Origin of the sequence: Frigoribacterium sp. PhB118 (genome assembly GCF_003751725.1) — a bacterium.
Taxonomy (GTDB): domain Bacteria; phylum Actinomycetota; class Actinomycetes; order Actinomycetales; family Microbacteriaceae; genus Frigoribacterium.
Genome location: NZ_RKID01000003.1, coordinates 83,862 through 107,868 on the forward strand (window position 1 = coordinate 83,862; position 24,007 = coordinate 107,868).

Consider the following 24,007-nt stretch of genomic DNA (forward strand, 5'->3'; position numbering starts at 1 on the left):
GTCAGTCGACCTCCGGTTTGAGGGCCCTGATGTAGATGATCGAGAAGACCGCGCCGACCAGCAGCATGATCGTGGCGATGGCGGTCCCGAAGCCGAGCTGCGAGAACTGGAAGGCCTCTTGGTAGGCCAGGATCGGCAGGGTCGTGCTGTTCACGCCGGGTCCGCCGCCCGTCATCACGTAGATCAGGGTGAAGACCGAGAGCGTCTGCAACGTGGTCAGCATGAGGTTGGTCGAGATGCTGCGTCGGATGACCGGCAGCGTGATGAAGACCAGGCGTTGCCAACCGGTGGCGCCGTCGACCTCCGCCGACTCGGTGATCTCGGGGGGCACCTCCTGCACCGCCGCCGAGTAGACGAGCATCGAGAACGCGGCACCGCGCCAGACGTTGGCGAGGATCACCGAGAGCATCGGCATCGCGTAGAGCCAGTTGGCGCCCGTGATGCCGAACCACGACAGGACCGTGTTGAGCGTGCCCGCGTCGTTGAAGAACGCGTACGCCGCGAAGGCGGCGACGATCTCGGGCAGCACCCACGCGGCGATGACGAACGTGCCGACGATCGAGCGCACGACCTTGTGGCCGTTCCGCATCAGTAGCGCGAGCCCCAGGCCGACGACGTTCTGGCCCACCACGGCCGAGAAGAAGACGAAGGCGAGCGTCAGCAGCACCGACTTCGGGAAGTCCGGGTCGGCGAACAGCTCGGTGTAGTTGCGGAACCCGATGAACTCCGAGCCGCCGGCGGCGTAGCCGGTCAGCGAGGCGTCGGTGAACGAGCCGTAGAAGCTCGAGATGACGGGCCCCAACAGGAACAGGGCCAGCAGGACGAAGGCCGGGACGAGCGGCAGGGTGCGGGCGCCGGTGCGCAGGGCGCGCGCCTTCGAGGCCCCCGCCCGGCGACCCGGCTTCTCGCCGTGGGGCCCGGGGCCGGGCCCGGAGGCCCCCGGTCGGCCGCCCTCACGGCCGACCGGGGTGGGGGCGATGGTCGCCATGTGGCTAGTCCCCCGCCTTCTGCGTCTGGTCCTCACCGACGATGCCGACCAGCTGGTCGTCGAAGGCGGCGGCCGCCTCCTCGGGGCTCTGCTGGCCCGTCATGACGGCCTCCATCGCGACGGTGATCTCGTTCGAGATGCGGCTGTAGTCGGTGGTCGCCGGACGGAAGTGCGTCACCGGCACGATCGACGAGAAGAACTCGAAGGTCGGGTTGCTACCGACGTACTCGGGGTCCTCGGCGACGTCGCTGCGCACCGCGATCTGGCTGGCGGCGATGTCGTAGCTCTGCGAACCGTCCTTGTCGAGGGCGTCGGCGATGAACTCGAACGCCTTGTCGGGGTTCTTGGTCTTCGAGCCGACGGCCAGCGTCCAGCCGCCCGACATGCTCGTCGCACCCGGCTTCGCACCGTCCTGGGTGGGCATGGGCGCCTGGCCCATCACGTCGTTCCACTCGGGCCACGGGTTGGTCCCGGTCTCGAGCCAGGTGCCGCTCATCCACGAGCCGTCGAGGGCGATGGCGAGCTTGCCCTGCGGGAGCCATTCCCCACCGACGATGGTGGCGATGTTGGTGTCCAGCGCCTCCTCGGGTTTCGGTCCGATGCCGCCCTGGTAGACGTCCTCGATGAAGCCGAGCGAGTCGACGAAGCCCTGCGAGTCGGTGAGCCACTTGCCGGTCTCGTCGTCGTACAGGGTGCCGGTCGGCGTGCCGTACAGCAGCATCTCGAAGCCCTGCATGGTCGCGCCCTCGCCCTGCGGCTTGCCCGAGTACACGTTGAGCGGGACCACGTCGGGCACCTTCGCCTTGACCGTCTCGGCCGCGTCGAGCACGTCCTGCCAGGTCTTCGGCTCCCACGGCACGGGCAGGCCGGCCTGCGCGAAGAGGTCCTTGTTGTACCAGAGCGCCCGGGTGTCGGTGCCCATCGGGATGCCGTAGGTCTTGCCGTCCTCGCCGACGCCGGCCTCCTTGGCGTTGTCGTAGAACGCGTCCCAGTCCTCCCACGCGTCGGTGTACTCGTCGAGCGGCAGCAGGTAGCCGGCGGCTGCGTCGCTCTTGACCTTGAAGGTGTCCTCGTACATGACGTCGGGCGCGGTGGCCGCCGACCGGTTCATCAGCGCGAGTTTGGTGAAGTAGTCGTCGTTCTGCGCCGCGATGGGCACGAACTCGACCTTCATGCCGGGGTTGGCCGCCTCGAAGGTCTTCGCGGTCTCCTTCATGTGGGCGTCCATCTGCGTGAACGTCCCGAACTTCTGGTACGCGACCTTGATGGTGTCGGAGTCGCCGCTGCCGGCGCCCCCCGAGCAACCCGAGGCCAGCAGGGCCGTGGCGACCGCTGCGGCGGCGACGGCCAGTGCGCGCTTGCGCCCCCGGACCGAGGTGAACGTGCGTGACATGGTGCTCCTTTGCTCCAGTCGCGTCGGCGCCGGGCTGCTCTGCCCGACCGCGATGCGATTACTACATCGTATGGAGTAACTCGTGTCAAGACGTCGGCCCGCATCGGTCCGGTAACGGCGCCCGAGCCGAGGAGGCGCGGGTCGGGCCCCCGCGAGGCGCGGGTCACGACCGCAGGAGGCGCGGGTCGGGACCCGAGGAGGCGCGGGTCGGCCCCGTCAGGCGCGGATCAGCAGGGCGGAGGGTCGCGGCGAGAACGTCTGGTCGAGCACGAGGCAGGCGGCTCCGACGGCCGCGACGTCGATGCCGATCGACGACTCGACGAGCCGGATCGGGTGCTTCGGGATCAGCGCCGGGTCGTCGCGGAGCGCGGCCGGCAGCACCGCGAGGACGTGCCGCGACAGCGGCGCCCAGAACGGGCCGCCGAAGACGACCTCGTCGAGGTCGAGCAGGTTGACGATGGTCACGAGGGCGCGCGCGAGGTGTCGGCCCGCGCCGTGCAGCACCCCGAGGGCGCCGGCGTCTCCCAGGTCGGCCTTGCCGACCAGGGCGCCGAACGCCTCGTCGATGCGGCGCATGTCGACGTCGTCCCCGCTGCGAGCCGCCTCGGCGAGCGCCTCGTCCGAGACGTCCCCCTCGAGCAGCACTCCCGTGGCCGCGGCTACCCGCACGAGGGCGTGCGGCGTGATGAGCTCCCCGACGCAGCCGATGCGCCCGCAGGTGCATCGGTGGCCGTGGTCGTCGACCATCACGTGCCCCGAGTCCCCCGCGTTCGCGCTGGCCCCGCGCAGCACGTCGCCGCCGAGCACGAGCCCGGTGCCGTAACCGGTGCCGTAGTAGACGAAGGCGAAGTCGCTGCGCTCACCCGCGCCTCCGTCGCTGAGCCAGAGCTCGGCGACCGCGCAGGCCGTGACGTCCTTCTCGAGCAGCACCGGCAGACCGGTCGCCTCGCTGAGCGCCCGACGCAACGGCACGTGCCGCCAGAGGGGCATCATCGGGGGGTCGAGCACGAGGCCGGGCCCGATGTCGACCGGGCCGGGCGAGGCGATGCCGACCCCCAGCAGCAGGTCGCGGTCGACGCCGCTCGTGACGACCAGTCCGTCGATGGCCCGTGCCATGAGGGCCACCACCTCGTCGGGTTCGCTGGCGGAGGGCGTCAACTCTCGGGCGTGGGCGACGACCGTGCCGACGAGGTCGAGCAGGACGAACGTCAGCACGGCGGGGTCGATGTGCACGCCCACGGCGAAGCGCCCGCGGGACTCGAGCTGCAGCATGGTGCGGGGCTTGCCGGGACCGCTGATGACGGTGCCGCTCTCGCGGATGAGCCCCGCCTCGATCAATCTGCGCGAGACGTTCGTCACGGCCTGGGGACTGAGTCCGGTGCGCCCGGCGATCTCGGTCCGGCTGAGGCCCGCGCTCTCCCGCCGGATGGCGTCGAGCACGACCGACCGATTGTAGCCGCCGATCGCCGGCAGGTTCGTCCCGCGGTTCATTCTCGTCATCATCCACGACGTCGGGGGGTCGCGCGCGCACCACCGCCGGTCATCCGCCCGACGGTGGTGCCCGTCGGGACGCCCCGTTACCCTGAACGCATGTCTGGACTGCGCCTCGAAGAACTGTCCGCCGCCACCGTCGTCGCGGCCAACAACCTCACCCTCAAGCCGGGGCAAGAGCAGTTCGTCGCCCCCGTCTCGCACTCGATCGCCGAGGCGTACGTCAACCCGACCACCGCCTGGCCCCGCGTCGTGGTCGACGACGACGACACGGTGGTCGGCTTCATCATGGGCAACTTCGACGCCGAGGCCGACGACGAGGCGCTGCGCAGCTGCATCTGGCGCATCAACGTCGAGGCCGACGCCCAGGGTCGGGGCATCGGCCGGTTCGCCGTGCACGCCCTCGCCGACGAGGCCCGCAGCCGCGGCTTCGACCGGGTCACCGTCATCTACGAGCCGGGTGACGACGGGCCCGAGGACTTCTTCCACCACATCGGCTTCGAGGTCATCGGCGAGACGCCCTACGGCGAGCACGTCGCGGGCCTGACCCTGGCGTCGTCGCAGGTCTGAGCCGGCACCGCGTGAGGTCGACGTCGTGACCCCGGGCGCCTCCGCCCGCGGCGGCGAGCCCGCGCCGCACCCCGGCCCCGACCCCGGCCCCGCGCCCGCCCCCGACGACTTCGTCTCGCAGGTCGTCGCCGTCGTCGAGTCGATCCCGCCGGGCCATGTGATGACCTACGGGTCGGTCGCCGCCGCCCTCGGGTCGCGGGCCTCCCGTGCCGTCGGCCAGGTGATGGCCTACGCCGGGGCCGACCTGCCCTGGTGGCGGGTGATCCGCGCCTCGGGCCACGCCCCGCGCGACCACGAGCAGCGCGCCCTCGAGCAGTACCGGGTCGAGGGCACGCCTCTGCTGTGGAGCCGGTCGGGCACCTTCCGCGTCGATCTGGAGCGCGCCTCCCACCGCCCCTGACCGGGCCGAGACTCAGGGCCGGGCCGACGGCTCGTGGCCGGAACGGGCGAGTTCGACGACGACGGTCGTCCACGGCCGCCCGCCTCCCCCGGCGCCGCCCGCCGTCGCCCGGGTCGCCTCAGCGCGTCCGGTCGTAGGGGGTCGTCGTCGACACGGCGACCAGACCCGACCGCTCGAGGATCGGACGCGAGTCGTCGGTCGAGTCGCTGTGCACGAGGGTCTTGCCCTGCGCGAGGGCGGAACGCGCGCGCGCCGCGGTCAACGCCCGGTAGATGCCCCGGTGGCGGTACGCCTCGAGCGTGGCGCCGCCCCAGATGCCGACGAAGTCCGTGCCGGGGACGGGTTCGAGCCGGCCTCCGCTGACCATCCGGCCGTCGACCTCGGCGACCCAGAGCTCCATGCCGTCGCCACGGCCCAACCGGGACAGCAGCGCGTCGGCCATCCGCGCGTCGACCGCCTCGCCGAACGCCTCGTCGACCATCGCACTCATCGCCCGCACGTCCGCCTCGGTGGTTACCCGACGCACCGTCACGCCCTCGGGCACCTCGCCGAGGTCCGCGAGCGCGGCGAGCGGCCCGATCATGATCGACTCGGGCTCGCCGGCTTCGAAGCCCGAGGCCACGAGCGCGTCGTGGAGCCCGGGGGCACGGTCGTGCCCGCGGGTCTTCCACTCGACCCGGGTGATCTCGTCGTCGGCGTCGAAGTGCTCGACGGCGGCCACCACCAGCGCGCGGACCGCGTCGGCGTCCGCGTCGCCGAGGTCGCGGTAGGTGACGAACCCGCGACCACCGGCGAAGGTGACGAGCCGCAACGGACCGTGGCGGGTGACCGCGATCGCGCTCGGCGTCTCGGCGTCGGTGCGGAGTTGCTCGTCGTAGGCCTGCAGGTAGCTCGTCGCGTCGGTCATCGAGGCCACGCTAGCCGAGCCCGGACGGCAGGCGGGGCCCGCCGTCCGGGCCCCGCCTCACACGAGCGAGTCGCGCCACGCGGCGTGGAGCTGCGCGAAGCGGCCGGTGCCCGCGATCAGGTCGTCGGGGGTGCCGTCCTCGACGATCTTGCCGTGCTCCATCACGAGCACCCGGTCGGCGATCGCGACCGTCGACAGGCGGTGCGCGATGATGACCGCGGTGCGGTCGGCGAGCAGCGTCTGCAGGGCCTCTTGCACCATGCGCTCGGACGGGATGTCGAGCGACGCGGTCGCCTCGTCGAGGATCAGCACGCTCGGGTTCGCGATGAACGCCCGGGCGAACGACAGCAACTGGCGTTGCCCGGCCGACACCCGGCCGCCGCGCTTGTTCACGTCGGTGTCGTACCCGTCGGGCAGGGCCTCGATGAACTCGTGCGCCCCGACCGCCTTCGCCGCCCGCACGATCTCGTCGCGCGTCGCGTCGGGCTTGCCGAGCGAGATGTTGTCGGCCACCGAACCCGAGAAGAGGTACGCCTCCTGCGTCACCATGACGATGGCGCGGCGGAGGTCCTTCGGGTGCAGGTCGCGCAGGTCGACGCCGTCGAGCGTCACGGCACCGCGCGTCGGGTCGTAGAAGCGCGAGATGAGCTTCGCCAACGTCGACTTGCCGGCCCCCGTCGACCCGACGAGGGCGATGGTCTGCCCCGCCGGCACATGGAGGTCGAAGCCGGGCAGCACGACCGTGTCGGCGTTGTAGGCGAACTCGACGTCGTCGAAGTGCACCTGCCCCTTGGCGTCCCACAGGTCGACCGGGCGCGTCGGGTCGGGCACGCTCGGCTGCTCCTCGAGCACGCCCGAGATCTTCTCGAGCGCGGCGGACGCCGACTGGTAGCCGTTGTAGAACATGGCCATCTCTTCGGCCGGGTCGAAGAACCGCTTCGCGTAGAGCGCCACCGCCAGCAGGGCACCGATCTCGAGCGAGCCGTCGATCACCCGGAAGCCGCCGAACAGCACGACCGCCGCAAGGGTCGCGTTGCCGATGAGCACCAGGCCCGGGTCGAAGGTGCCGAACAACGTGAACACCTTCGAGTTGGCCTGCCGGTAGTCCTCGACGTGACCGGCGTACTCCTTCTCGTTGCGCGCCTCCTTGCGGAAGGCCTGCACGGCACGCATGCCCGTCATCGTCTCGACGAAGTGCACGATGACGCGGGCGCTCGTGACGCGCGTCGCCCGGAACAGCTTCTGCGAGCGCACCTGGAACCACCGGGTCAACGCCACGAGCGGCACGAGGGCGACGGCGAGGACGAGGCCGCTCTGCGGGTCGAGCGCGACCAGGGCGACGGCGGTGAAGACCATGTACAGCAGGCCCGACACGAGCTGGTTGATGCCCGAGTCGAGCAGCTCGCGGATCGAGTCCAGGTCGCTCGTCTGGCGCGAGATGATGCGGCCCGACGTGTACGTCTCGTGGAACTCGAGGCTGAGCCGCTGCGTGTGCAGGAACAGCCGCTTGCGCAGGTCGAACAGGATCGCCTGGCTGATGCGCGCCGACAGCACCGTGTACTGCGCCATCAGCACCGCACCGATCACGCCGGTCACCAGGTAGGCGACCACGACGAGGATCGCCGGTGCCCAGTCCTGGTCGTCCATCAGGGCCGGCAGGGCGGTGTCGATGCCGATCGCGATCAGGGCCGGCCCCGCGACCTGCGAGGCCGTGCTGATCACGACGACGACGCCCATCAACGCGAGTCGCCAGCGCAGCGGGTGCACGAGCGAGCCGAGGAGGCGCAGCGACCGACGGCGGAGCCTCTTGCTTTCGTCCTTGGTGAAGTTCTCGCGCTCCTCGCCGCGGACGCCCTGCGTCGTCGAACCCTGCTCGGCGCGCTTCTCGGCCGGCGTGCGGCCGTCCAACGCCTCGCGCTCGACGGGGCCGTCGGCGACCGCCGGACGATCGGGACGGTCGTCCTCGAGTGTCGTGTCGGTCATGCGAGCACCTCCTCTCGGGTGGTGGTGGAGTCGTCGTCGAGCGACGAGATGACGTAGCGGTAGTGCTCGTTGCTCGCGATGAGGTCGGAGTGCCGGCCCACCGCGGTGACCGTGCCGTTCTGGAGCAGCGCGACCCGGTCGGCCAGGGTGACCGTCGACGGCCGGTGCGCGACGATCAGGGAGGTCGTGGACGCGAGCACGCGTCGCAGACCGGCCTCGACCCGCGCCTCGGTGTCGACGTCGAGGGCCGACAACGGGTCGTCGAGCACCAGCACGGCCGGGCGCGCAGCGATGGCGCGTGCCAGCGCGAGGCGCTGACGCTGGCCGCCGGACAGGCTGAGGCCCTCTTCACCCACGCGGGTGTCGACGCCCTCGGGCAGCCGCTCGACGAAGTCGGCCTGCGCGATCTCGAGTGCCTCGCGCATCACCCGGTCGGCCTCGTCGGCGTCGTCGGCGAGGTCGGGGCGACCGAGCAGGACGTTGTCACGGACGGACGCACTGAACAGCGTCGCGTCCTCGAACGCCATGCCGATGTGACGGCGGAGCTCTTCACGGCTGAGGTCGCGGACGTCGACACCGTCGATCAGGACCTGCCCGCCGGTGACGTCGTAGAGCCGGGACACGAGCGACAGGAGCGTCGTCTTGCCCGAACCGGTGAGACCGACGAGGGCCATCGTCTCGCCGGGCTCGACGACGAGGTCGACCCCGTTGACGAGGTCGGAGAACTGGGCCGGCGAGTCCTGGTAGCGGAAGTGCGTGCCCTTGAACTCGAGTCGACCGTGGGGTTCGGCGATCGTCGCCGGGTCCTCGGGGTCGGTCACCGTGTTCTCGCTGTCCATCACCTCGAAGTAGCGGTCGACGGCCGTGCGGGTGTCGAAGGTCATCGAGAGGAGGAAGCCGATCGACTCGACCGGCCAGCGCAGCACGGTCGCCGTCGCGAAGAAGGCGAAGAGCTGGCCGACGGTCAGCTGGCCGTCGGCGGCCAACCAGACGCCGCCGAGCAGACAGAGCGCGAAGGCGACGTCGGGGACGAGCAGCAGCCAGAGCCACAGCTTCGAGATGGCCTTCGCCTTCTCGATCTCGGTCCCGCAGAGGTCCTCGGCCTGCTTGGCGAACTCGCGCAGCGAGTGCTTGCCGCGACCGAAGGCCTTGAGCACGCGGATGCCGTGGACGCTCTCCTCGACGCTGGTCGCCAGGTCACCGACCTGATCCTGGCTGCGGCGGGCGACGACCGAGTAGCGCTTCTCGAACGCGAAGCTGACGAAGAAGACGGGCAGCGACGCCACGAGGAAGACGAGGCCGAGCACCCAGCTGTACGAGAACAGGACGACGAAGCCGACGACGATCGTGAGCACGTTGACGACGAGCAGGACGACACCGAACGCGAGCCAGCGGCGGATGAGGCTCAGGTCGCTGACCGACCGGCTGAGCAGCTGACCGCTCTGCCAACGGTCGTGGAACGCCACCGGCAGGTCTTGCAGCTTGGCGTAGAGGGCGTTGCGCATGGTCGCCTCGACGTGTGTGCTCGGTGTGAGCACCAGGCGACGGCGGGCACCGATGAGGATCGCCTCGGCCACTCCGAGGCCCAGCACGACGGCGAACGCGGGCCAGACCTGCGATCGGTCACCGCTCGACAGGGGGCCGTCGACGAGCAGTTGCAGGACGAGGGGGATCAGCAGGGCGACGACGGCGGCGAGCAGGGCCGCGACCATGCCCAGCACGATGCGGGGCAGGGCCGGCTTGACGTAGGGGTGGAGCCGCACGAGCGACTGCACCGTCGAGGGGCGCTTCGCCGGGTCGGGCGGGCGTGCGGACGAGGACTTCTGAGACATGGGTGATCCAAGTGTCGTGATCTGGCACGGGCGACCGAACGGAGCGGTGACCCGTGGTGGAGAAGGTGGTGCGGCGACCGTCCGGGGAGGACGCGCGGTCCCGCGATCGCGCCCGGAGACGTCGGCGGGCGGTGTGTCGGAGGGGTGCCGGTGGGCGGCGGACCGTCTCGTCTAGACGATCGGCGCCGGGCTCGGAGACGCCGAGGAGGCGCGACCCACGCGAGCACCGTCGGTGGCCGTGCCCACCGTGGTCAGTGTCGTCGTCGTCATCAAGTCCTCCTGAGTGTCGTCATCCGTCCGTGCGGTCGTGTCCGACCGGCTGTGAGCAGCCTTACAGGATATGCGTGCCGTCGACTCCGCCGCAAGACGGAACGGTTCGGAATCGTGGACGACGCGACGCGCGCCTCCGGGGCCCCGGCCGACGGCGACCTAGTGGAAGAAGTGGCGCTCGCCCGTGAAGTACATGGTCACGCCGGCGGCCTTCGCCGCGGCCACGACCTCGTCGTCGCGGATCGACCCGCCGGGCTGGACGACCGCGGCCACGCCGGCGTCGAGCAGCACCTGCAGGCCGTCGGCGAAGGGGAAGAACGCGTCGGACGCCGCGACCGACCCGGCGGCACGCGCACCGGCGCGGTCGACCGCGAGGTGGCACGAGTCGACGCGGTTGACCTGGCCCATGCCCACCCCGACGGACGCGCCGCCCGAGGCGAGCAGGATCGCGTTCGACTTGACGGCGCGCGAGGCCTTCCAGGCGAATTCGAGGTCGGCTCTCGTCGAGGCGTCGGCCTCGTCGCCGGCGACGAGGGTCCAGCCGTCGGACGTGAAATCGTCGAACCGGTCGGCGTCCTGGACGAGCAGACCACCCGAGATCTGCTTGACCTCGCGCGCCTCGCGGGTGAAGTCGGTGGGCAGGGTCAGCAGGCGGATGTTCTTCTTCGCGCTGAGGATCTCGACGGCCTCGGGGTCGAACGCCGGGGCGATGACGACCTCGGTGAAGATGTCCGCGACGGTCTCGGCCATGGCGCGGGTCACCGGGCGGTTGGCCGCGATGACGCCGCCGAACGCGGAGACGGGGTCGCACGCGTGCGCCCGCTGGTGCGCGTCGGCGATGGCGTCGACGGCGTCGGGCGAGGCCACGGCGATGCCGCACGGGTTCGCGTGCTTGATGATCGCGACGGCGGGCTCGTCGAAGTCGTAGGCAGCGCGCAGGGCCGCGTCCGCGTCGACGTAGTTGTTGTACGACATCGCCTTGCCGTGCAGCTGCGTCGCCTGCGCGATGCCGTGCGCCCCGGGCGTCGCGTAGATCGCGGCGGCCTGGTGGGAGTTCTCGCCGTAGCGGAGGGTGTCCTGCAGCTCGGCCGAGACGGTGACCGTGGGCTCGAAGCCGGCCCGCGCCTCTTGCTCGTCGACGACGGACGAGGAGGCGCCGGTCGCCGCGGCGGACGCGTCGGCCTCGGCGCGCACACCCACGTGTGCGGCGAAGTACGCCGCGACTGCCGTGTCGTACGCGGCCGTGTGGGCGAAGGCCTCGCCGGCCAGGCGCTGACGCTGGGCCAGGGTCGTGCCCCCCAGCGTGAGCGCCTTCTCGATCTGCGGGTAGTTCGTCGGCGAGACGACGATCGCGACGTTGGCGTGGTTCTTCGCGGCGGCCCGGACCATCGCGGGGCCCCCGATGTCGACGTTCTCGATGACGGTCGGCACGTCGGCACCCGAGGCGACGGTCTCGACGAACGGGTAGAGGTTGACGACGACGAGCTCGAACGCGGCGATGTCGAGTTCGGCCAGCTGCGCCTCGTGCGACTCGAGCCGCAGGTCGGCGAGGATGCCGGCGTGCACCGCGGGGTGCAGCGTCTTGACGCGGCCGTCCAGCGACTCGGGGAACCCGGTGACGCTGCTGACCTCGGTGACGGCGTGGCCGGCGTCGCGGATGGTCTGGGCCGTCGAGCCGGTCGACACGATCTCGACGCCGGAGGCCGAGAGGGCGGCGGCCAGGTCGAGCAGGCCGGTCTTGTCGCTGACGCTGATCAGGGCACGACGCACGGTCACGGCGTCACGGTCGCGGTAGAGGCTGGGGTCGATGGCGTGGCCGCTCATGCGGTGGGCTCCTGTTCGAGTGTGGTCGTTCCGTTGGCGATGTCGAGCACGGTCTGGACGAGCAGTTCGCGCTCGACGACCTTGATGCGGTCGTGCAGCGACGACTCGTCGTCGCCGGGCAGGACGGGGATGCGACGCTGGGCGAGGATCGGGCCGCTGTCGACGCCCTCGTCGACGACGATGACGCTCGCGCCCGTCTGCTCGACGCCCGCCGCGAGCGCGTCGCGCACGCCGTGCGCGCCGGGGAACTCGGGCAGGTAGGCGGGGTGCGTGTTGATGAGGTTCGGCGCGAGGGCGGCGACGACCCGTGGCGGCACGAGCCGCATGAAACCGCTGAGCACCACGAGGTCGGGCTGCCACTGCTCGATCTGGGCCAACAGCTCGTCACCCCAGGCGGCACGGTCGGCGAAGTTCGAGAAGGCGACCGAGAAGGTCGGCACCCCGAAGTGCTCGGCGTGCTCGAAGCCGTCGGCCTCGCGGTCGGCGCCGACGGCGACCACCCGGGCGGGGTACTCGGCGTCGCTCGCGGCCTCGAGCAGAGCCCGGAGGTTCGAGCCGCCACCGGAGATGAGCACCACGAGCTTCAGCACCCGGCAAGCCTAGCGGCCCGGGCACGCGCACCGGGGGGGGGGCGGTCGGCGGTCCGTCGGACGACGGCGTCAGCGCGTGATGCCCTCGATGCGCTCGGTGTCGTCGCCGTCGCGCCGCAGGGTGGTCACGGGCACAGGGCCCGTCGGCGTGGTGTCGTCGACGACCGGGTCGTCGTGCCACTTCGCACCGGAGCCGTCCGGCGTCGTCTCGGCTCGATCACCCGCGAACCTCGGTGGCGTCACGACCATCGCGAGCACGCCGGCGACGGCGAACTCGAGCGCCGCGAACCCGCCGACCAGCAGCGGGTCGGGTCCGACGTCGGTCAGGCGTCCGGGCCCGGCCGAGCCGGAGGCCGCCCAGGCGAGCAGGCCGAGCAGCGCTCCCCCGACGACCCCGCCGACGACCGCGACGACGATGCGACGGACCAGGTCGTCGACCCCGTACCCGGCGAGCATCCGTTGCAGCCGCGGCCTCAGGAGGGTCGCGCAGACGTACGCGGCGACGACCGGGACCAGCAGCCCGACGAAACCGAACGTCAGGTCGGCGGTGGGCAGCGCGCCGAGGAAGGGGATCGCGGGCATCGGGCCGACGGCGGTGCCCAGGGGCGAGATCGACGACCCGGTGCCGATGGCGAAGCCGGGGCCGACCAGCCACGACGCCGCCCACACGACGACGTCGGGGAGCAGGGCGAGTTGACCGAGCGTCAACGCGAGCCCTCCGAGGAACCCACCGTGCGCGCCTTCGTACAGGGTGATGATCTGGGCGTAGTTCGTCACGATCAGCACCGAGACGATCAGGGCCGACACGGCCAGGACGGCGGATGCGGCCACGGTCCCGAGCCGCAGTCCGGCGGCCGCGATGCCGGTCACCTGTCGGGGCAGTCGCGACAGGAGGCCGATCACGGCACCGGTCACGGGGTCGGCGGCCTCACCCCGACGCCGGCGCGTGACCTCCGCCATGGCCACGACGGGCACGGCGTACACGAGCGCGGGCAGGAGCGTGCCCTGCCACAACGACGGGCGTGCGAGCTCGTGCTGCGCGGAGGCCGCCAGGGCGAGGGACAGCAGGGCGAAGGTGCCGATGGTCACGAGCACGCCCGTCAGGCGGTGCGCGGTCTCGGCCGCGGCGCGGCCGGCGCGGATGCCCATCAGCACCGTGAGCAGGGCGAAGCCGAGCGCGGCCAGCGAGATGACGATGGGGGCGTCCGCCCCGGGGATGCCGGTCGCCGCGGCCGCGTCGGCGCTGAGCTGGACGGTCAGGTCGGCGCCGTGCCCGACGAGCCACGAATCGACGGCTGCGCGCCAGAAGACGACCCAGTCGATCTGCAGGCCGTACTGGAACGCCCAGAGCGAGGTCAGCACGACGAGGGGGATGCCGACGCCGATGGCCACGACGAGCAGGGCTTCGAGCGCGGAGAAGAGAGCGGTGACTGGGCGGTTCATCGCGAGCGACTGTACCGGTGCCGACCGGGGCCGGCCTGCTGCCCCGCCGCCCGCGACGACGACGCCGCTCCGCACCCGACGGCCCGCCCGCACGACGACGGGCGTGTCCGTCGTGGCCGGCGTCCGAGGACGACCAGCCGTGACGAACACGCCCGTCGAGGAGGCGCGGGTCGGCCCCTACAGGGAGGCGTAGACCTCGCGGAGCAGCGCCGCGGTCTCGCTCGGCGTCTTGCCGACCTTGACGCCAGCGGCTTCGAGCGCCTCTTTCTTCGCCTGGGCGGTGCCGGCCGAGCCGGACACGATCGCACCGGCGTGACCCATCGTCTTGCCCTCGGGGGCGGTGAAGCCCGCGACGTAGCCGACGACGGGTTTGGTGACGTGTGCCTTGATGTAGTCGGCGGCACGCTCTTCGGCGTCGCCGCCGATCTCGCCGATCATGACGATCGCCTTGGTGTCGGGGTCGGCCTCGAACGCCTCGAGGGCGTCGATGTGCGTCGTGCCGATGACCGGGTCGCCACCGATGCCGATGGCGGTCGAGAAGCCGAGGTCGCGCAGCTCGAACATCATCTGGTAGGTCAGGGTGCCCGACTTCGAGACCAGGCCGATGGGCCCCGAGCCCGAGATCGAGGCGGGCGTGATGCCCACCAGCGACTCGCCGGGCGTGATGATGCCGGGGCAGTTCGGGCCGATGATGCGGGTCGTTCCGCCCTTGGCCTTGGCGAGCGCCCAGAACTCGGCGCTGTCCTGCACCGGGATGCCCTCGGTGATGACGACGACGAGCGGCACCTCGGCCTCGATGGCCTCGACGACGGCGTCCTTGGCGAACGCCGGCGGCACGAAGACGATCGAGACGTCCGCGCCGGTCTCGGCGACGGCCTCGGTCACGGTGCCGAAGACGGGGAGCTCGACGTCACCGTGGGTGACGGTCGTGCCGGCCTTGCGGGCGTTGACGCCACCCACGACCTTCGTGCCCGCCTTGAGCATGAGTGCGGTGTGCTTGGTGCCCTCGCCGCCGGTGATGCCCTGGACGATGACCTTGCTGTCCTTGTTGAGGAAGATCGACATTGTTCTGTGCAGTCCTTACTTCGAAGCCAGCTCGGCGGCCTTGTCGGCAGCCTCGTCCATGGTCGCGACGACGGTGACCAGCGGGTGGGCCGCCTCCGCCAGGATGCGTCGACCCTCGTCGACGTTGTTTCCGTCGAGTCGCACGACGAGCGGCTTGGTGGCCGCGTCGCCGAGGATGCCGAGGGCGGCGACGATGCCGTTGGCGACCGCGTCACAGGCGGTGATGCCACCGAAGACGTTGACGAAGACGCTCTTGACCTGGGCGTCGCCCAGGATCACGTCGAGCCCCGCCGCCATGACCTCGGCGCTCGCTCCGCCGCCGATGTCGAGGAAGTTGGCGGGCTTGACGCCGCCGTGCGCCTCGCCGGCGTACGCGACGACGTCCAGCGTCGACATGACGAGACCTGCACCGTTGCCGATGATGCCGACCTCGCCGTCGAGCTTCACGTAGTTGAGGCCGGCGGCCTTGGCCTTCGCCTCGAGCGGGTCGGCCGCGTCGGCGTCCTCGAGCTCGGCGTGGCCGGGGTGACGGAACTCGGCGTTCTCGTCGATGGAGACCTTGCCGTCGAGGGCGACGATGTCGCCCTGCTCGGTGAGCACGAGCGGGTTGACCTCGACGAGGGTCGCGTCCTCGCCCTCGTAGACGGCGTAGAGCTTGACCAAGACGGGGGCGACCTTCTCGACGAGCTCGTCGGGGAACCCGCCGGCCTTCGCGATCTCGGTGGCCTTCGCGAGGTCGATGCCCGCGCGGGGGTCGACCTCGATGCGCGCCAACGCGTCGGGCTTCTCGACGGCGAGCTGCTCGATCTCCATGCCGCCCTCGACGCTGCAGAGCGACAGGTACGAACGGTTGGCACGGTCGAGCAGCACCGAGAAGTAGAACTCGCGGGCGATCTGGGCGCCGCCGGCGATCATGACGCGCTTGACGACGTGGCCCTTGATGTCGAGCCCGAGGATGTCCTTCGCCGCGGCCTCGGCGTCGTCCGGGGTCTTCGCCACCTTGACGCCGCCGGCCTTGCCGCGGCCGCCGACCTTGACCTGGGCCTTCACGACGGTGACGCCACCCAGCTTCTCGGACGCCGCTCGCGCCTCCTCGGGGGTGTCGGCCACGATGCCCGGCAGCACGGGCACGCCGTACTGCTCGAACAGGTCTCTGGCCTGGTACTCGAAAAGATCCACGCTGTTCTTCCAATCCGCATCGCTGCGTCGTCTCACCATGATCCGTCTCGACATCGAGCCATCTCGACATGAAGACATATGGGCCGCGGTCAGCCTAGCGGGCGACCCCAGGGGTACGCCGAGCGTGGCGTCTGCTGTGAGCATCGGGGGCCCGCTGCCGCCTGGGGAGTAGACGAGAGACACCCCGACAGAACCAGAAGACGGAGACACGCATGTCGAAAGAGAAGAACCTCGCCACGCAGGAGCGCCTCGGCGAGATCCTGACCGCCCGTGAGATCGACCGCCTCGGCGAAGGTTTCCACGCCGACGTCGTCGACCACGACCCGGCCCCCGACGCACCCGCCGGTCTCGCCGGCATCCAGGCCTTCTGGACCGAGTTCTTCGCGGCCTTCCCCGACGCCGACCTCGCGGTCGAGACCCTCGTCGCCGACGACGAGAACGTCACCGCCGTCTTCACGATCTCGGGCACGCACACCGGCACGTTCCAGGGCGCGGAGCCCACGGGCAAGTCGTTCACCGTGCGCGGCATCCAGGTCGGCCGGTTCGACGAGGACGGCCTGCTCGTCGAGCGCTGGGGCGCCACCGACGAGGCCGGCATGAAGCAGCAACTCGGTCTGGCCTGAGCCGCTCCCCCACCACCCCGCACCGCCTTCGAGAGGACACACCATGAGCGACACCAACACCCCCGCAGCATCGGGCGAGCAGCCCTACGACCAGGCCGACGAGTTCGCCGAGTCCGAGCAGATCGCGACGAACGACGCCGTGGCCGGCGAGACGGTCTTCCCCGGCGTCGGCGAGGGCAACGACGGCCCCACCGGTGGCGCGCCCCGCGAGGGCTCGCCCGAGTACGCCTCGAACGACCTCGAGGGCGACGAGATCGACCTCGACGAGACCGAGTGACCTCGGTCACCACCGTCTGACGACGCCCCCGCCGCACCTCGCGGCGGGGGCGTCGTCGCGTCACGGCTCCTCCCCCGGCCTGCGTCAGCGGGAACCGTGCACAGGAGGCGCGGTGCCGGCCTCGGCAGCCGGGGTGGCTGCCCGATCGTCGGTGCATGACATCACCAACGAAGGCCCTCGGGCCCCCCAGACGGCGCCTCGCGCTCGCCCTCGCCCTGTTGTTCTCCGTCGCCGTCGGGCTGCTCGGCCACGCTCCGGCCGCCGCCGTGACCGGCACGGGACTCGGCCCGGGCCACCTCTGGCGTGGCGACGACGTCTCGTGGCTCGGCACCTACCGACTCGACGACGGCACCCAGGCGTTCTGCCTCGAAGCCGGCAAGAGCTCGCCCGTCGGCAACCACTACGACACGACCACGGGTGGTGACGTGATCGGCGTCTCGACCGACGACCACGCGCGGCTCGCGTACATCGCCCGCACCTGGGGCGGCACGACCGACGCCGACACGGCCGCCGCGGGACAGCTCGCGGTCTGGACCATCACCGGCCTGAACGGCCACACGCAGCGGTACTACGCCGGCCGTGCCAACGAGCGGTGGCCGATCGTGCTCGAACGCGCGAACCAGATGCTCGCCGAGGCCTCGTCGGCCGCGTCGAAATCCGTCGCGGCATCGATCACCGTCGAACTCTCGGACGACGGCACCGGGCTGATCCGCCCCGACCTCACGGTCGACCGTGTGGCGGGCGGGCCGACGAGCCTCGAACCGACACATGCAGGCACGGTCACCCTGGACGGCGCCGTGTTCGCGGACGGCTCGACCACGGCCGTCGTCCGCAACGGCGAGAGCGTGTCCGTCGTCGCCACCGGTGACGCTGCCCACGTCACCGTGAACGCCTCGGTCGAGTTCGTCGACCTGCCGTACGGACGGGTGACCACGGTGGGGAACAGTCCCGCGGGCTCACAGATGATCCTCTTCTCGGGCGGGGTCGCGGCCTCCGCCTCCGAAGCCGCGAGTGTCGAGCAGCTGTCGCCCCTGCCGTTCCAGCCCACGGTGTCGACCGTCACCAGCGACACCGTGGCCGAGACCGGGACGGTCGTCACCGACCAGGTGACGCTCGGCGTGCGGCCCGGAGACGGGCTCCTGTCCGAGTGGGGTCGATACGACGACGCGGGGAGCTGGCGTCCCGTACCGGTCACGGTGCGGAGCCGCCTGCTGGGGCCCTTCCTCGCTCCGGTGGTCGAGGCCGCCGCGTGGCCGGACGACGCCCCGCTGGTCTGCGAGGTCGCCCTCGAGGTAGTCGACGGTCCGGGCACCTACTCGACGCCGGGCTGCGAGCTGCCCGCCGGCGGTTACTACACGTGGGTCGAGACCATCGATCCTGCGGACACTCCGGTCGAAGCGGGGCGTGACCGGGTGGGTTCCTGGCGCTCTCCCTTCGGCACGGCGACCGAGACGACGTTCGTGCCCTGGACGCCGACCATCTCGACCGTGGTGTCCGACGCCGAGATCGACCCCGGTGCCTGCGTCAGCGACGAACTCACCGTCGTCGACCTCCACCCCGACGTGCCCGGCGGGGTCGACGTCGAGTCGGTGCTCGTCGGACCGTTCGCCGAGGCCCCCGAGGTGGGAAGCGACCTCGGACAGATCGGCCGCCTCGACCCGGACCTGATCGTGGCCCGCGAGACCGTCGCCACCAGCGAGGACGGCACCTACGCCACGCCCTGCGTCACGCTCGAGCGACCCGGCACGTACGTCTTCCTGTTCTCGTCGGAGGGGTCGGCGGCCGCCGAGGACGGCAGCAGGATCGTGCCGGCCTTCGCCGACACCACCGTCTACCGGAGCGAGATGACGACCGTCCGACAACCGGCGCCGGCCGATGCCCCCGCGCCTCGGGCGAGGCTGGCCTTCACCGGTTCGACCGGTGGAGGGCAACCGTTGCTCGTCGCCCTCGGCATCATGGGTACCGGCTTGGTGCTCGTGACGGCGGCAGGTGCGCTGCACCTTCGGAGGCGCCGCCCGGACCGGGGCTCGGAGACTGCCTGCCGTGCGGTCGAGACCGACGCCCTGTCGTCGTTCGGCCTGGGCGAGGCGCGATGAGCCCCCGGGTGCAGGTGCCCCGAAGCGGCCCGGGCTCAACCGGCCCGGTCGAACGGCACCTGCACCCGGACGGCTCGACCGCTGCCGTCGTCCACGAGGGCGAACCCGGGCGTCGGCCGGTCGGCGAGGTCGGACTTCGTCAGCCGGAGCCCCACCTGGTCACCTTCGTTGGGCAGCTGTGGGCTGAGCACGGCGCCGCACCGGTTGTTCCTCACGTCGACCTGCCAGCCGGCCCACCCGGACAACACCTCGCCGGTCGTCCCGGCCACGACGAGTGCGCGACCGGTGTCGGGGCACGACCTGAGGAACTCCGCGAGCCACTCGCCCGCGGGGCAGTCCTTGAGGTGTTCGCCGTCGTCGATGACGAGCACGCGAGGGCCGTCGGCGTCTGCGAAGAAGGGCGCGAGGAGGGCCTCCTCGACGGTCCGGGTGGTGATCACCGCGACCACGCCGGGCAACCCCTCGAGCGCCCGCAGCGGCGATCGCCGTGGGGCGACGACGACCACTCCGATGCGCTGGGCCGTGAGCGACCGGACGACGGCTACCAGGACGGTGCTGCGCCCGCTCTTCGGGGGGCCCGTCACGACATAGCTGCCCGGGCCGTCGGCGAGGTCGGGACCCCACGGAACGAGGTCGTCGCCACCGACGCCGATCAAGGCGAAGACGCTCGCCGGGTCAGCCGCTCCCCGGCGGGACCAGGCGTCGTCGAACGAGATGGGGCCCGCCAGTTCGTCGACGCGGAAGGGCCGACGGGCGGCAGGAACATCACGGTCACGGTGAGCCGCCGACGCCGCCCGCCGTCTCAGCGCCTCGGCCTGCGCCTGCCCCGTGGCCTCGGCATCGATCAAGGCGACCTGCGTCTCGATCGAGGTCTCGGCGGTGAAGCCCCGCCCTGGGGGCAGGACGTCGGGCAGTGCCCGCGCGTTCAGACCGGCGAGGGCGTAGTCGGCCCGGTCGGTCAGGCGCAGGAGCAGCTTGTCGTCGACCAGGGCGGCGAGCCGGCCCGCGACGAGCTGCCGGTCACCCGTGACGAGCACGTGGAGCCCGACCGCGGCACCCTCACGCAAGAGCACCCCCACCTGGTCGACGAGCTTGCCGTGCTCGATCTCGGCGAAGCTGCCCGTGAACCCTTCCCACCGGTCGATCATGACGACCAGGTGCGGCAGGCGGTCCCCCTCGGGAGAGGCTCGTCGCTGCTCGACCACGCCCGCATGACCTCCCGCTGCGAACATCTGTTGCCGCCGGTAGGTCTCGTCGACGAGCTTCGTCAGCAGGCGCCGGACCCGGTCGAGCTGGGTCCGCTGGACGACGGCTCCGACGTGCGGAAGGCTCTCGAGCGGCAGCAGGGCACCGCTGCCGCAGTCGATGCCGTAGAGGTGCACGTCGGCGCAGCTCGTCCGGTCGGCGAGGGAGGCCGCGACCGTGCGGAGCACCTGCGAGCGTCCCGTCCGCGGGGCGCCGACGACGAAGAGATGCCCCAGGGTCTGCAGGTCGAGCGCGGCCGGGGCCTGGTGCTGTTCGGCCGGGAAGTCCTGCCGACCGAAGGGCAGCACGGCCACGTCGCCGGGGACGCACGCGTCGACGTCCGAGCCCGTCCGGGACCCTGCCAGGTCGTCGAGCACGAGCCTGTCGGGCAAGGCGTCGAGCCACGGACGATGCGGGCGAGGAATCCCGAGACGGGTGCAGGCCGCGGCGAGCGCGTCGACGAGCTCGGCCAGGTCGGTGCGACCGACGGACTCGGTCGTCGTCCGTGGCGGCGGCTCGGCCACGACCCGCCCGAGGTCCCGCCAGTCGAGCGGACTCGACCATACCTCGGGCACGACCTCGGCCACCGCCCCGGGGCGTCGGCCACCGACACGGCCTGCCTGGAACGGGACGAGTGCACTGGCCCCCAATCGGACGAAGGCGCGACCCGGTGTCGACTTGGAGATGCCGGCCGCGTCACCCGCGTCGATGACGTCGCTGCTCTCACCTGCATCGGTCACGCGAAGGGCGATCCTCAGGTTCGTGTTCGCCCTGATGTCGCCGGTGACGACGCCCGTCGGCCGCTGCGTCGCGAGCACGAGGTGGATTCCGAGAGAACGCCCGCGCTGGGCGATGTTGACGAGGCCGGTCACGAAGTCCGGCAACTCGCGGACCATGCTGGCGAACTCGTCGATCACGATCAGGAGGCGCGGCAACGGAGGCCTCGCATCGTCACCGACCGCGCCCTCCACGTAGTCCTCGAGGTCCTTCGCTCCGGCGTCGGCGAGGAGGTGCTCGCGGCGTCGCAGCTCGGCCCCGAGCGAGTGCAACGCCCGCTCCACGAGGTGCGTGTCGAGGTCGGTGACCATCCCGACGGTGTGGGGCAGCGGCGCGAAGTCCCGGAACGCGGCACCACCCTTGTAGTCGACGAGGACGAACGTCATCGACTCGGGGGTGTTCGCGGCGGCGAGCGACGCGACCATGCTCTGCAGCAACTCGGACTTGCCGGAGCCGGTCGTGCCTGCCACGAGACCGTGCGGACCGTCCCTACGGAGGTCGAATGCGAACGGGCCGTCGAGGCTCTCTCCGATGACGACCTCGGTCGTGGGGCCCGTGCGAGCCCATCGGTCGAGTACGGCCTCGGCGGTGGGGGGTTCGAGCTGCAGCACGTCGAGCAGCCGGGAACGCGCCGGGAGCCCGCCCGTTCCGCCGCCGTCGTCGACGTCGACCACCGGGGCGACGGCCCGGGCGACGGCCTCGAACCAGCCGGCGGGCAGCAGGTCGGCCTTGACCTCGCGCACGTCGGCGGTGCGGTGCACGTCGAGGGAATGCCGCGCGAGGCCGCAGGTGACGACGGCGACGCACTCCTCGGGAAGGGATCGGCGTTCGGCGTCGACGCACACGGCGTACACGCCGACGGAGGGCCCGTCCCGCAGGACGCGGACGAGCCCGGGCAGTGCCCGCAACCGCCGCGCACCGTCGACGACGAGGACGATGTCGGTGGCCGCACGGAGGGCCCCCTGCGACTCCCGCACCGCCCGCCGGCGAGAGTCGATCTCGGCCCCGAGCTCGGCGATGCGGCGGGCGACGGTCTCGGCGTCGTTGCCGACCCAGGCGGCGGCTGGACGACCGTTCTCGGGACGGGCATGGGGGACATGGGCCAGCCAGGACCAGTCGTCGCCCGCAGCGTGTTCGGTCAGGACGACCAACCGCACGTCGCGGGGGCTCTGTGCGACGGCGAGCTGAGCCAGCATCCACGCGACGAGAGGTCTGGCGTGTTCGGATCGGCCTGCCACCCCGACGACCCCGTGGTCGGCCAGATCGACGGTGACGGGCACGTCGACCGCGGGGCGAGCGACGGTCCGACGGTGCTCGAGTTCGGCCGGGTCCTCGATGGTGACACCCGAGGGCAGATCCGCCGTGCCGATCCTGACGCGCAGGTGGTCCGGATCGTCACGACGGCGTTCCCACAACCGTGAGCGACGCCGGGCGGCGATGTCGAGCACGGTGGCGGCGTCGGGACTGAGGTGTCGCAACTCGCGCTGCAGCTGCCGCACGGCGCTCTCGGCATCCGCCGCCACCGCCTCCTTCGTGGCCTGATGGTCGGCGAGGCGTTGCCGGTGCGAGACCTTCCCGTTGCGCTTGTCGTAGAGGTGGTTGCCCATCATGACCACCGGCGACATGAGCCCGAAGGCGAGGAAGGCGACGTTCCCGAACATGCTGACCATGACGACGGCCATCAGCATCGGCGCCAGCGCCGCGACGATCGGCAGGGGCCGCTTCGCACCCTGTTGGGGTTCGGCGGGGAACCGGAACGTCGTGGTCGGCGGTTCCGGCAGGAGGCGCGGTGGGCGTGCGTGGTCGAGGGTGCCTCCCCCCTCGCTCACGGTGATCGCGGCGGACGGGTGCCCGGCCGGCGCGACGGCGAGGAGGACGTCGCCGATGGTGATGACGCAGTGTTCGTCCACGGCGGCCGTACCTCGGACGGGAACGCGGTCGACGAGCACGAGTGGCCCGCGAGCCTCGTCGTCGGACTCGGGGAAGGCGTCGACCGTGGGGGTCAGCGTGAAGCGCCCGGCGCCGTCGAGTTCGATCGTCGCGACGATCGGCGGCACCCGCACGTCGTCCAGCCTCACGCCTGCGTCGGGACCGCTTCCGAGGTGGACGAGCCCGACGTCGACGACGTGGATCGTCCCTGCCCCGCGGCCTCCGATGATGCGGATGGTGGGCAGATCGGCAGGCGAACGGAGGTGCGTCGCCGGGCCGCCGAAGCCGACGACGGCGCCGTCGAGCAGGATTCCCGAACTCATGCGCGCGGTCGGGTCGACCGGCACCCCGTCGACCGTGATGCTCCCGGGCTCAGCGGGCGGGGCGTGACCCGAGTGACCCAGTGACGACGCGAGGTGCCGCGCCACGGCGTCGACGGTGGTGTCCGGATCGACCAGGACCGAGCGGTCCGCCCGGTGGCCCGTCGGGACGTGCAGGACGGTGACGCTCAGCCTCACGTGGCGGGCACCACGCTGATGTCGTCCACGAACGCGTCGACTTCGTCGATCATGCCGAGGACGCCCTCCGGCCCGCCGACCTGGCAGGTGACGCGGAGGTCGTACGGCTCGGCCCGGAAGGCGTAGACGAGCGTGGCGTGGAGGCCGGCGTCGCCGTCGACGGCCGCGTACCGCACGCCTCGGAGCCCCTGCCCGAGACCGCTCGCCTCGACCTGCTCGACGACGGGAGGCTCGACCGCGGCCACGTCGCTGTCGAAAACCATGGCCCGGAGGGCGACATCACGATCGCCTTCGACGAACCCGTACTGGACGCGCAGCAGCGACGGAGGGGTCGCGATGTCCGGCAGGTAGAGGTACCGGCGTTCGTCCTCGGGCGACCAGCGCGCGAGGGCCGAGAGCACCTCCGTCAGCCAGGACCGGGAGGCGCGGGTCGACACCTCGGACCGCTCGGCCACGGCGCGCACGGTCGCCTTGATCCACGACCGCGGCGCGCGGTGACCGTCATGCGGCCAGGAGGTCGGAAGGGCCACCCAGGTCTCGGGGTCGTGCCCGATGAGGATGTCGAAGTCAGTGGTGGCGTCGGTGTCGGTTTCGGTCACGGTGCAGG

18 protein-coding genes are annotated in these 24,007 nt (G+C 71.6%); 5 read left to right on the forward strand and 13 right to left on the reverse strand.

Annotated features, from left to right (window positions below):
- Position 1 precedes the first annotated feature (1 nt).
- The 3 genes from EDF21_RS09915 to EDF21_RS09925 form a co-directional block, all read right to left on the reverse strand.
- Positions 2 to 988 (reverse strand): carbohydrate ABC transporter permease, encoded by a 987-nt coding sequence (locus EDF21_RS09915; protein ID WP_123571244.1) that lies wholly within the window; start codon positions 986 to 988, stop codon positions 2 to 4.
- 4 nt (positions 989 to 992) lie between these two features.
- Positions 993 to 2,381 carry an extracellular solute-binding protein gene (locus tag EDF21_RS09920; RefSeq protein WP_056043385.1) on the reverse strand — a complete coding sequence of 463 codons (1,389 nt, stop codon included), beginning with the start codon at positions 2,379 to 2,381 and terminating at the stop codon, positions 993 to 995.
- Positions 2,382 to 2,597: 216 nt separating this feature from the next.
- The gene (locus EDF21_RS09925; RefSeq protein ID WP_123571245.1) at positions 2,598 to 3,872 is read right to left on the reverse strand and encodes an ROK family transcriptional regulator; all 1,275 of its coding nucleotides are present in this window, start codon (positions 3,870 to 3,872) and stop codon (positions 2,598 to 2,600) included.
- 99 nt (positions 3,873 to 3,971) lie between these two features.
- Here EDF21_RS09925 and EDF21_RS09930 point away from each other — a divergent pair, with 99 nt between their 5' ends.
- On the forward strand, positions 3,972 to 4,442 hold the full coding sequence (locus tag EDF21_RS09930; RefSeq protein ID WP_043594266.1) for an N-acetyltransferase: 471 nt from the start codon (positions 3,972 to 3,974) through the stop codon (positions 4,440 to 4,442).
- A 25-nt stretch (positions 4,443 to 4,467) separates the two neighbouring features.
- Positions 4,468 to 4,842 carry an MGMT family protein gene (locus EDF21_RS09935; RefSeq protein WP_123571246.1) on the forward strand — a complete coding sequence of 125 codons (375 nt, stop codon included), beginning with the start codon at positions 4,468 to 4,470 and terminating at the stop codon, positions 4,840 to 4,842.
- 118 nt (positions 4,843 to 4,960) lie between these two features.
- On the opposite strand, the gene EDF21_RS09940 is transcribed toward EDF21_RS09935, so the two are convergent.
- The 8 genes from EDF21_RS09940 to sucC form a co-directional block, all read right to left on the reverse strand.
- Complete coding sequence (locus tag EDF21_RS09940; RefSeq protein WP_123571473.1) at positions 4,961 to 5,749, reverse strand: GNAT family N-acetyltransferase; 789 nt, start codon at positions 5,747 to 5,749, stop codon at positions 4,961 to 4,963.
- A gap of 57 nt (positions 5,750 to 5,806) precedes the next feature.
- Positions 5,807 to 7,732: an ABC transporter ATP-binding protein gene (locus EDF21_RS09945; protein WP_082460047.1), complete on the reverse strand. Its 1,926-nt coding sequence runs from the start codon at positions 7,730 to 7,732 to the stop codon at positions 5,807 to 5,809.
- Positions 7,729 to 9,564 (reverse strand): ABC transporter ATP-binding protein, encoded by a 1,836-nt coding sequence (locus tag EDF21_RS09950; RefSeq protein WP_123571247.1) that lies wholly within the window; start codon positions 9,562 to 9,564, stop codon positions 7,729 to 7,731. The genes EDF21_RS09945 and EDF21_RS09950 overlap by 4 nt, the downstream gene beginning before the upstream one ends.
- Positions 9,565 to 9,993: 429 nt before the next feature.
- Positions 9,994 to 11,658 carry a bifunctional phosphoribosylaminoimidazolecarboxamide formyltransferase/IMP cyclohydrolase gene (gene purH, locus EDF21_RS09955; protein WP_123571248.1) on the reverse strand — a complete coding sequence of 555 codons (1,665 nt, stop codon included), beginning with the start codon at positions 11,656 to 11,658 and terminating at the stop codon, positions 9,994 to 9,996.
- Positions 11,655 to 12,248, reverse strand: coding sequence for a phosphoribosylglycinamide formyltransferase (gene purN / locus EDF21_RS09960; RefSeq protein ID WP_054147430.1), 594 nt, complete (start codon positions 12,246 to 12,248; stop codon positions 11,655 to 11,657). The genes purH and purN overlap by 4 nt, the downstream gene beginning before the upstream one ends.
- A gap of 69 nt (positions 12,249 to 12,317) precedes the next feature.
- Complete coding sequence (locus EDF21_RS09965; RefSeq protein ID WP_233568454.1) at positions 12,318 to 13,691, reverse strand: DUF6350 family protein; 1,374 nt, start codon at positions 13,689 to 13,691, stop codon at positions 12,318 to 12,320.
- Between the two features lie 177 nt (positions 13,692 to 13,868).
- A complete protein-coding gene (sucD, locus tag EDF21_RS09970; protein WP_056043398.1) occupies positions 13,869 to 14,756 on the reverse strand; it encodes a succinate--CoA ligase subunit alpha in 888 nt (295 codons plus the stop codon).
- A 15-nt stretch (positions 14,757 to 14,771) separates the two neighbouring features.
- Positions 14,772 to 15,935 (reverse strand): ADP-forming succinate--CoA ligase subunit beta, encoded by a 1,164-nt coding sequence (gene sucC / locus EDF21_RS09975; RefSeq protein ID WP_056043401.1) that lies wholly within the window; start codon positions 15,933 to 15,935, stop codon positions 14,772 to 14,774.
- Between the two features lie 212 nt (positions 15,936 to 16,147).
- Between sucC and EDF21_RS09980 the strand changes: the two genes are divergently transcribed.
- The 3 genes from EDF21_RS09980 to EDF21_RS09990 all read left to right on the forward strand — a co-directional run bounded on the left by EDF21_RS09980 (position 16,148) and on the right by EDF21_RS09990 (position 18,931).
- Positions 16,148 to 16,558, forward strand: a complete 411-nt coding sequence (locus EDF21_RS09980) for an ester cyclase (protein ID WP_056043403.1) — start codon at positions 16,148 to 16,150, stop codon at positions 16,556 to 16,558.
- Positions 16,559 to 16,601: 43 nt separating this feature from the next.
- Positions 16,602 to 16,835: a hypothetical protein gene (locus EDF21_RS09985; protein WP_056043406.1), complete on the forward strand. Its 234-nt coding sequence runs from the start codon at positions 16,602 to 16,604 to the stop codon at positions 16,833 to 16,835.
- A 155-nt stretch (positions 16,836 to 16,990) separates the two neighbouring features.
- Complete coding sequence (locus EDF21_RS09990; RefSeq protein WP_123571249.1) at positions 16,991 to 18,931, forward strand: thioester domain-containing protein; 1,941 nt, start codon at positions 16,991 to 16,993, stop codon at positions 18,929 to 18,931.
- Between the two features lie 35 nt (positions 18,932 to 18,966).
- Here the strand turns inward: EDF21_RS09990 and EDF21_RS10000 are convergent, their stop codons facing one another.
- Together EDF21_RS10000 and EDF21_RS10005 are read right to left on the reverse strand one after the other, a co-directional pair.
- On the reverse strand, positions 18,967 to 23,400 hold the full coding sequence (locus EDF21_RS10000; protein WP_123571250.1) for an FtsK/SpoIIIE domain-containing protein: 4,434 nt from the start codon (positions 23,398 to 23,400) through the stop codon (positions 18,967 to 18,969).
- A complete protein-coding gene (locus EDF21_RS10005; RefSeq protein WP_123571251.1) occupies positions 23,397 to 23,999 on the reverse strand; it encodes a hypothetical protein in 603 nt (200 codons plus the stop codon). Before EDF21_RS10005 ends, EDF21_RS10000 begins: the two co-directional genes overlap by 4 nt.
- Positions 24,000 to 24,007 lie beyond the last annotated feature (8 nt).

Excerpts from the sequence above, each read along its gene's own strand:
- EDF21_RS09945 (WP_082460047.1), bottom strand. The coding sequence starts at position 7,732 with ATGACCGACACGACACTCGAGGACGACCGTCCCGATCGTCCGGCGGTC.
- EDF21_RS09965 (WP_233568454.1), bottom strand. The coding sequence starts at position 13,691 with ATGAACCGCCCAGTCACCGCTCTCTTCTCCGCGCTCGAAGCCCTGCTC.
- EDF21_RS09990 (WP_123571249.1), top strand. The coding sequence starts at position 16,991 with ATGACATCACCAACGAAGGCCCTCGGGCCCCCCAGACGGCGCCTCGCG.
- EDF21_RS09985 (WP_056043406.1), top strand. The coding sequence starts at position 16,602 with ATGAGCGACACCAACACCCCCGCAGCATCGGGCGAGCAGCCCTACGAC.
- EDF21_RS09980 (WP_056043403.1), top strand. The coding sequence starts at position 16,148 with ATGTCGAAAGAGAAGAACCTCGCCACGCAGGAGCGCCTCGGCGAGATC.
- EDF21_RS09950 (WP_123571247.1), bottom strand. The coding sequence starts at position 9,564 with ATGTCTCAGAAGTCCTCGTCCGCACGCCCGCCCGACCCGGCGAAGCGC.
- purH (WP_123571248.1), bottom strand. The coding sequence starts at position 11,658 with ATGAGCGGCCACGCCATCGACCCCAGCCTCTACCGCGACCGTGACGCC.
- EDF21_RS09940 (WP_123571473.1), bottom strand. The coding sequence starts at position 5,749 with ATGACCGACGCGACGAGCTACCTGCAGGCCTACGACGAGCAACTCCGC.
- sucD (WP_056043398.1), bottom strand. The coding sequence starts at position 14,756 with ATGTCGATCTTCCTCAACAAGGACAGCAAGGTCATCGTCCAGGGCATC.
- EDF21_RS09915 (WP_123571244.1), bottom strand. The coding sequence starts at position 988 with ATGGCGACCATCGCCCCCACCCCGGTCGGCCGTGAGGGCGGCCGACCG.
- EDF21_RS09920 (WP_056043385.1), bottom strand. The coding sequence starts at position 2,381 with ATGTCACGCACGTTCACCTCGGTCCGGGGGCGCAAGCGCGCACTGGCC.
- EDF21_RS09930 (WP_043594266.1), top strand. The coding sequence starts at position 3,972 with ATGTCTGGACTGCGCCTCGAAGAACTGTCCGCCGCCACCGTCGTCGCG.
- EDF21_RS09925 (WP_123571245.1), bottom strand. The coding sequence starts at position 3,872 with ATGAACCGCGGGACGAACCTGCCGGCGATCGGCGGCTACAATCGGTCG.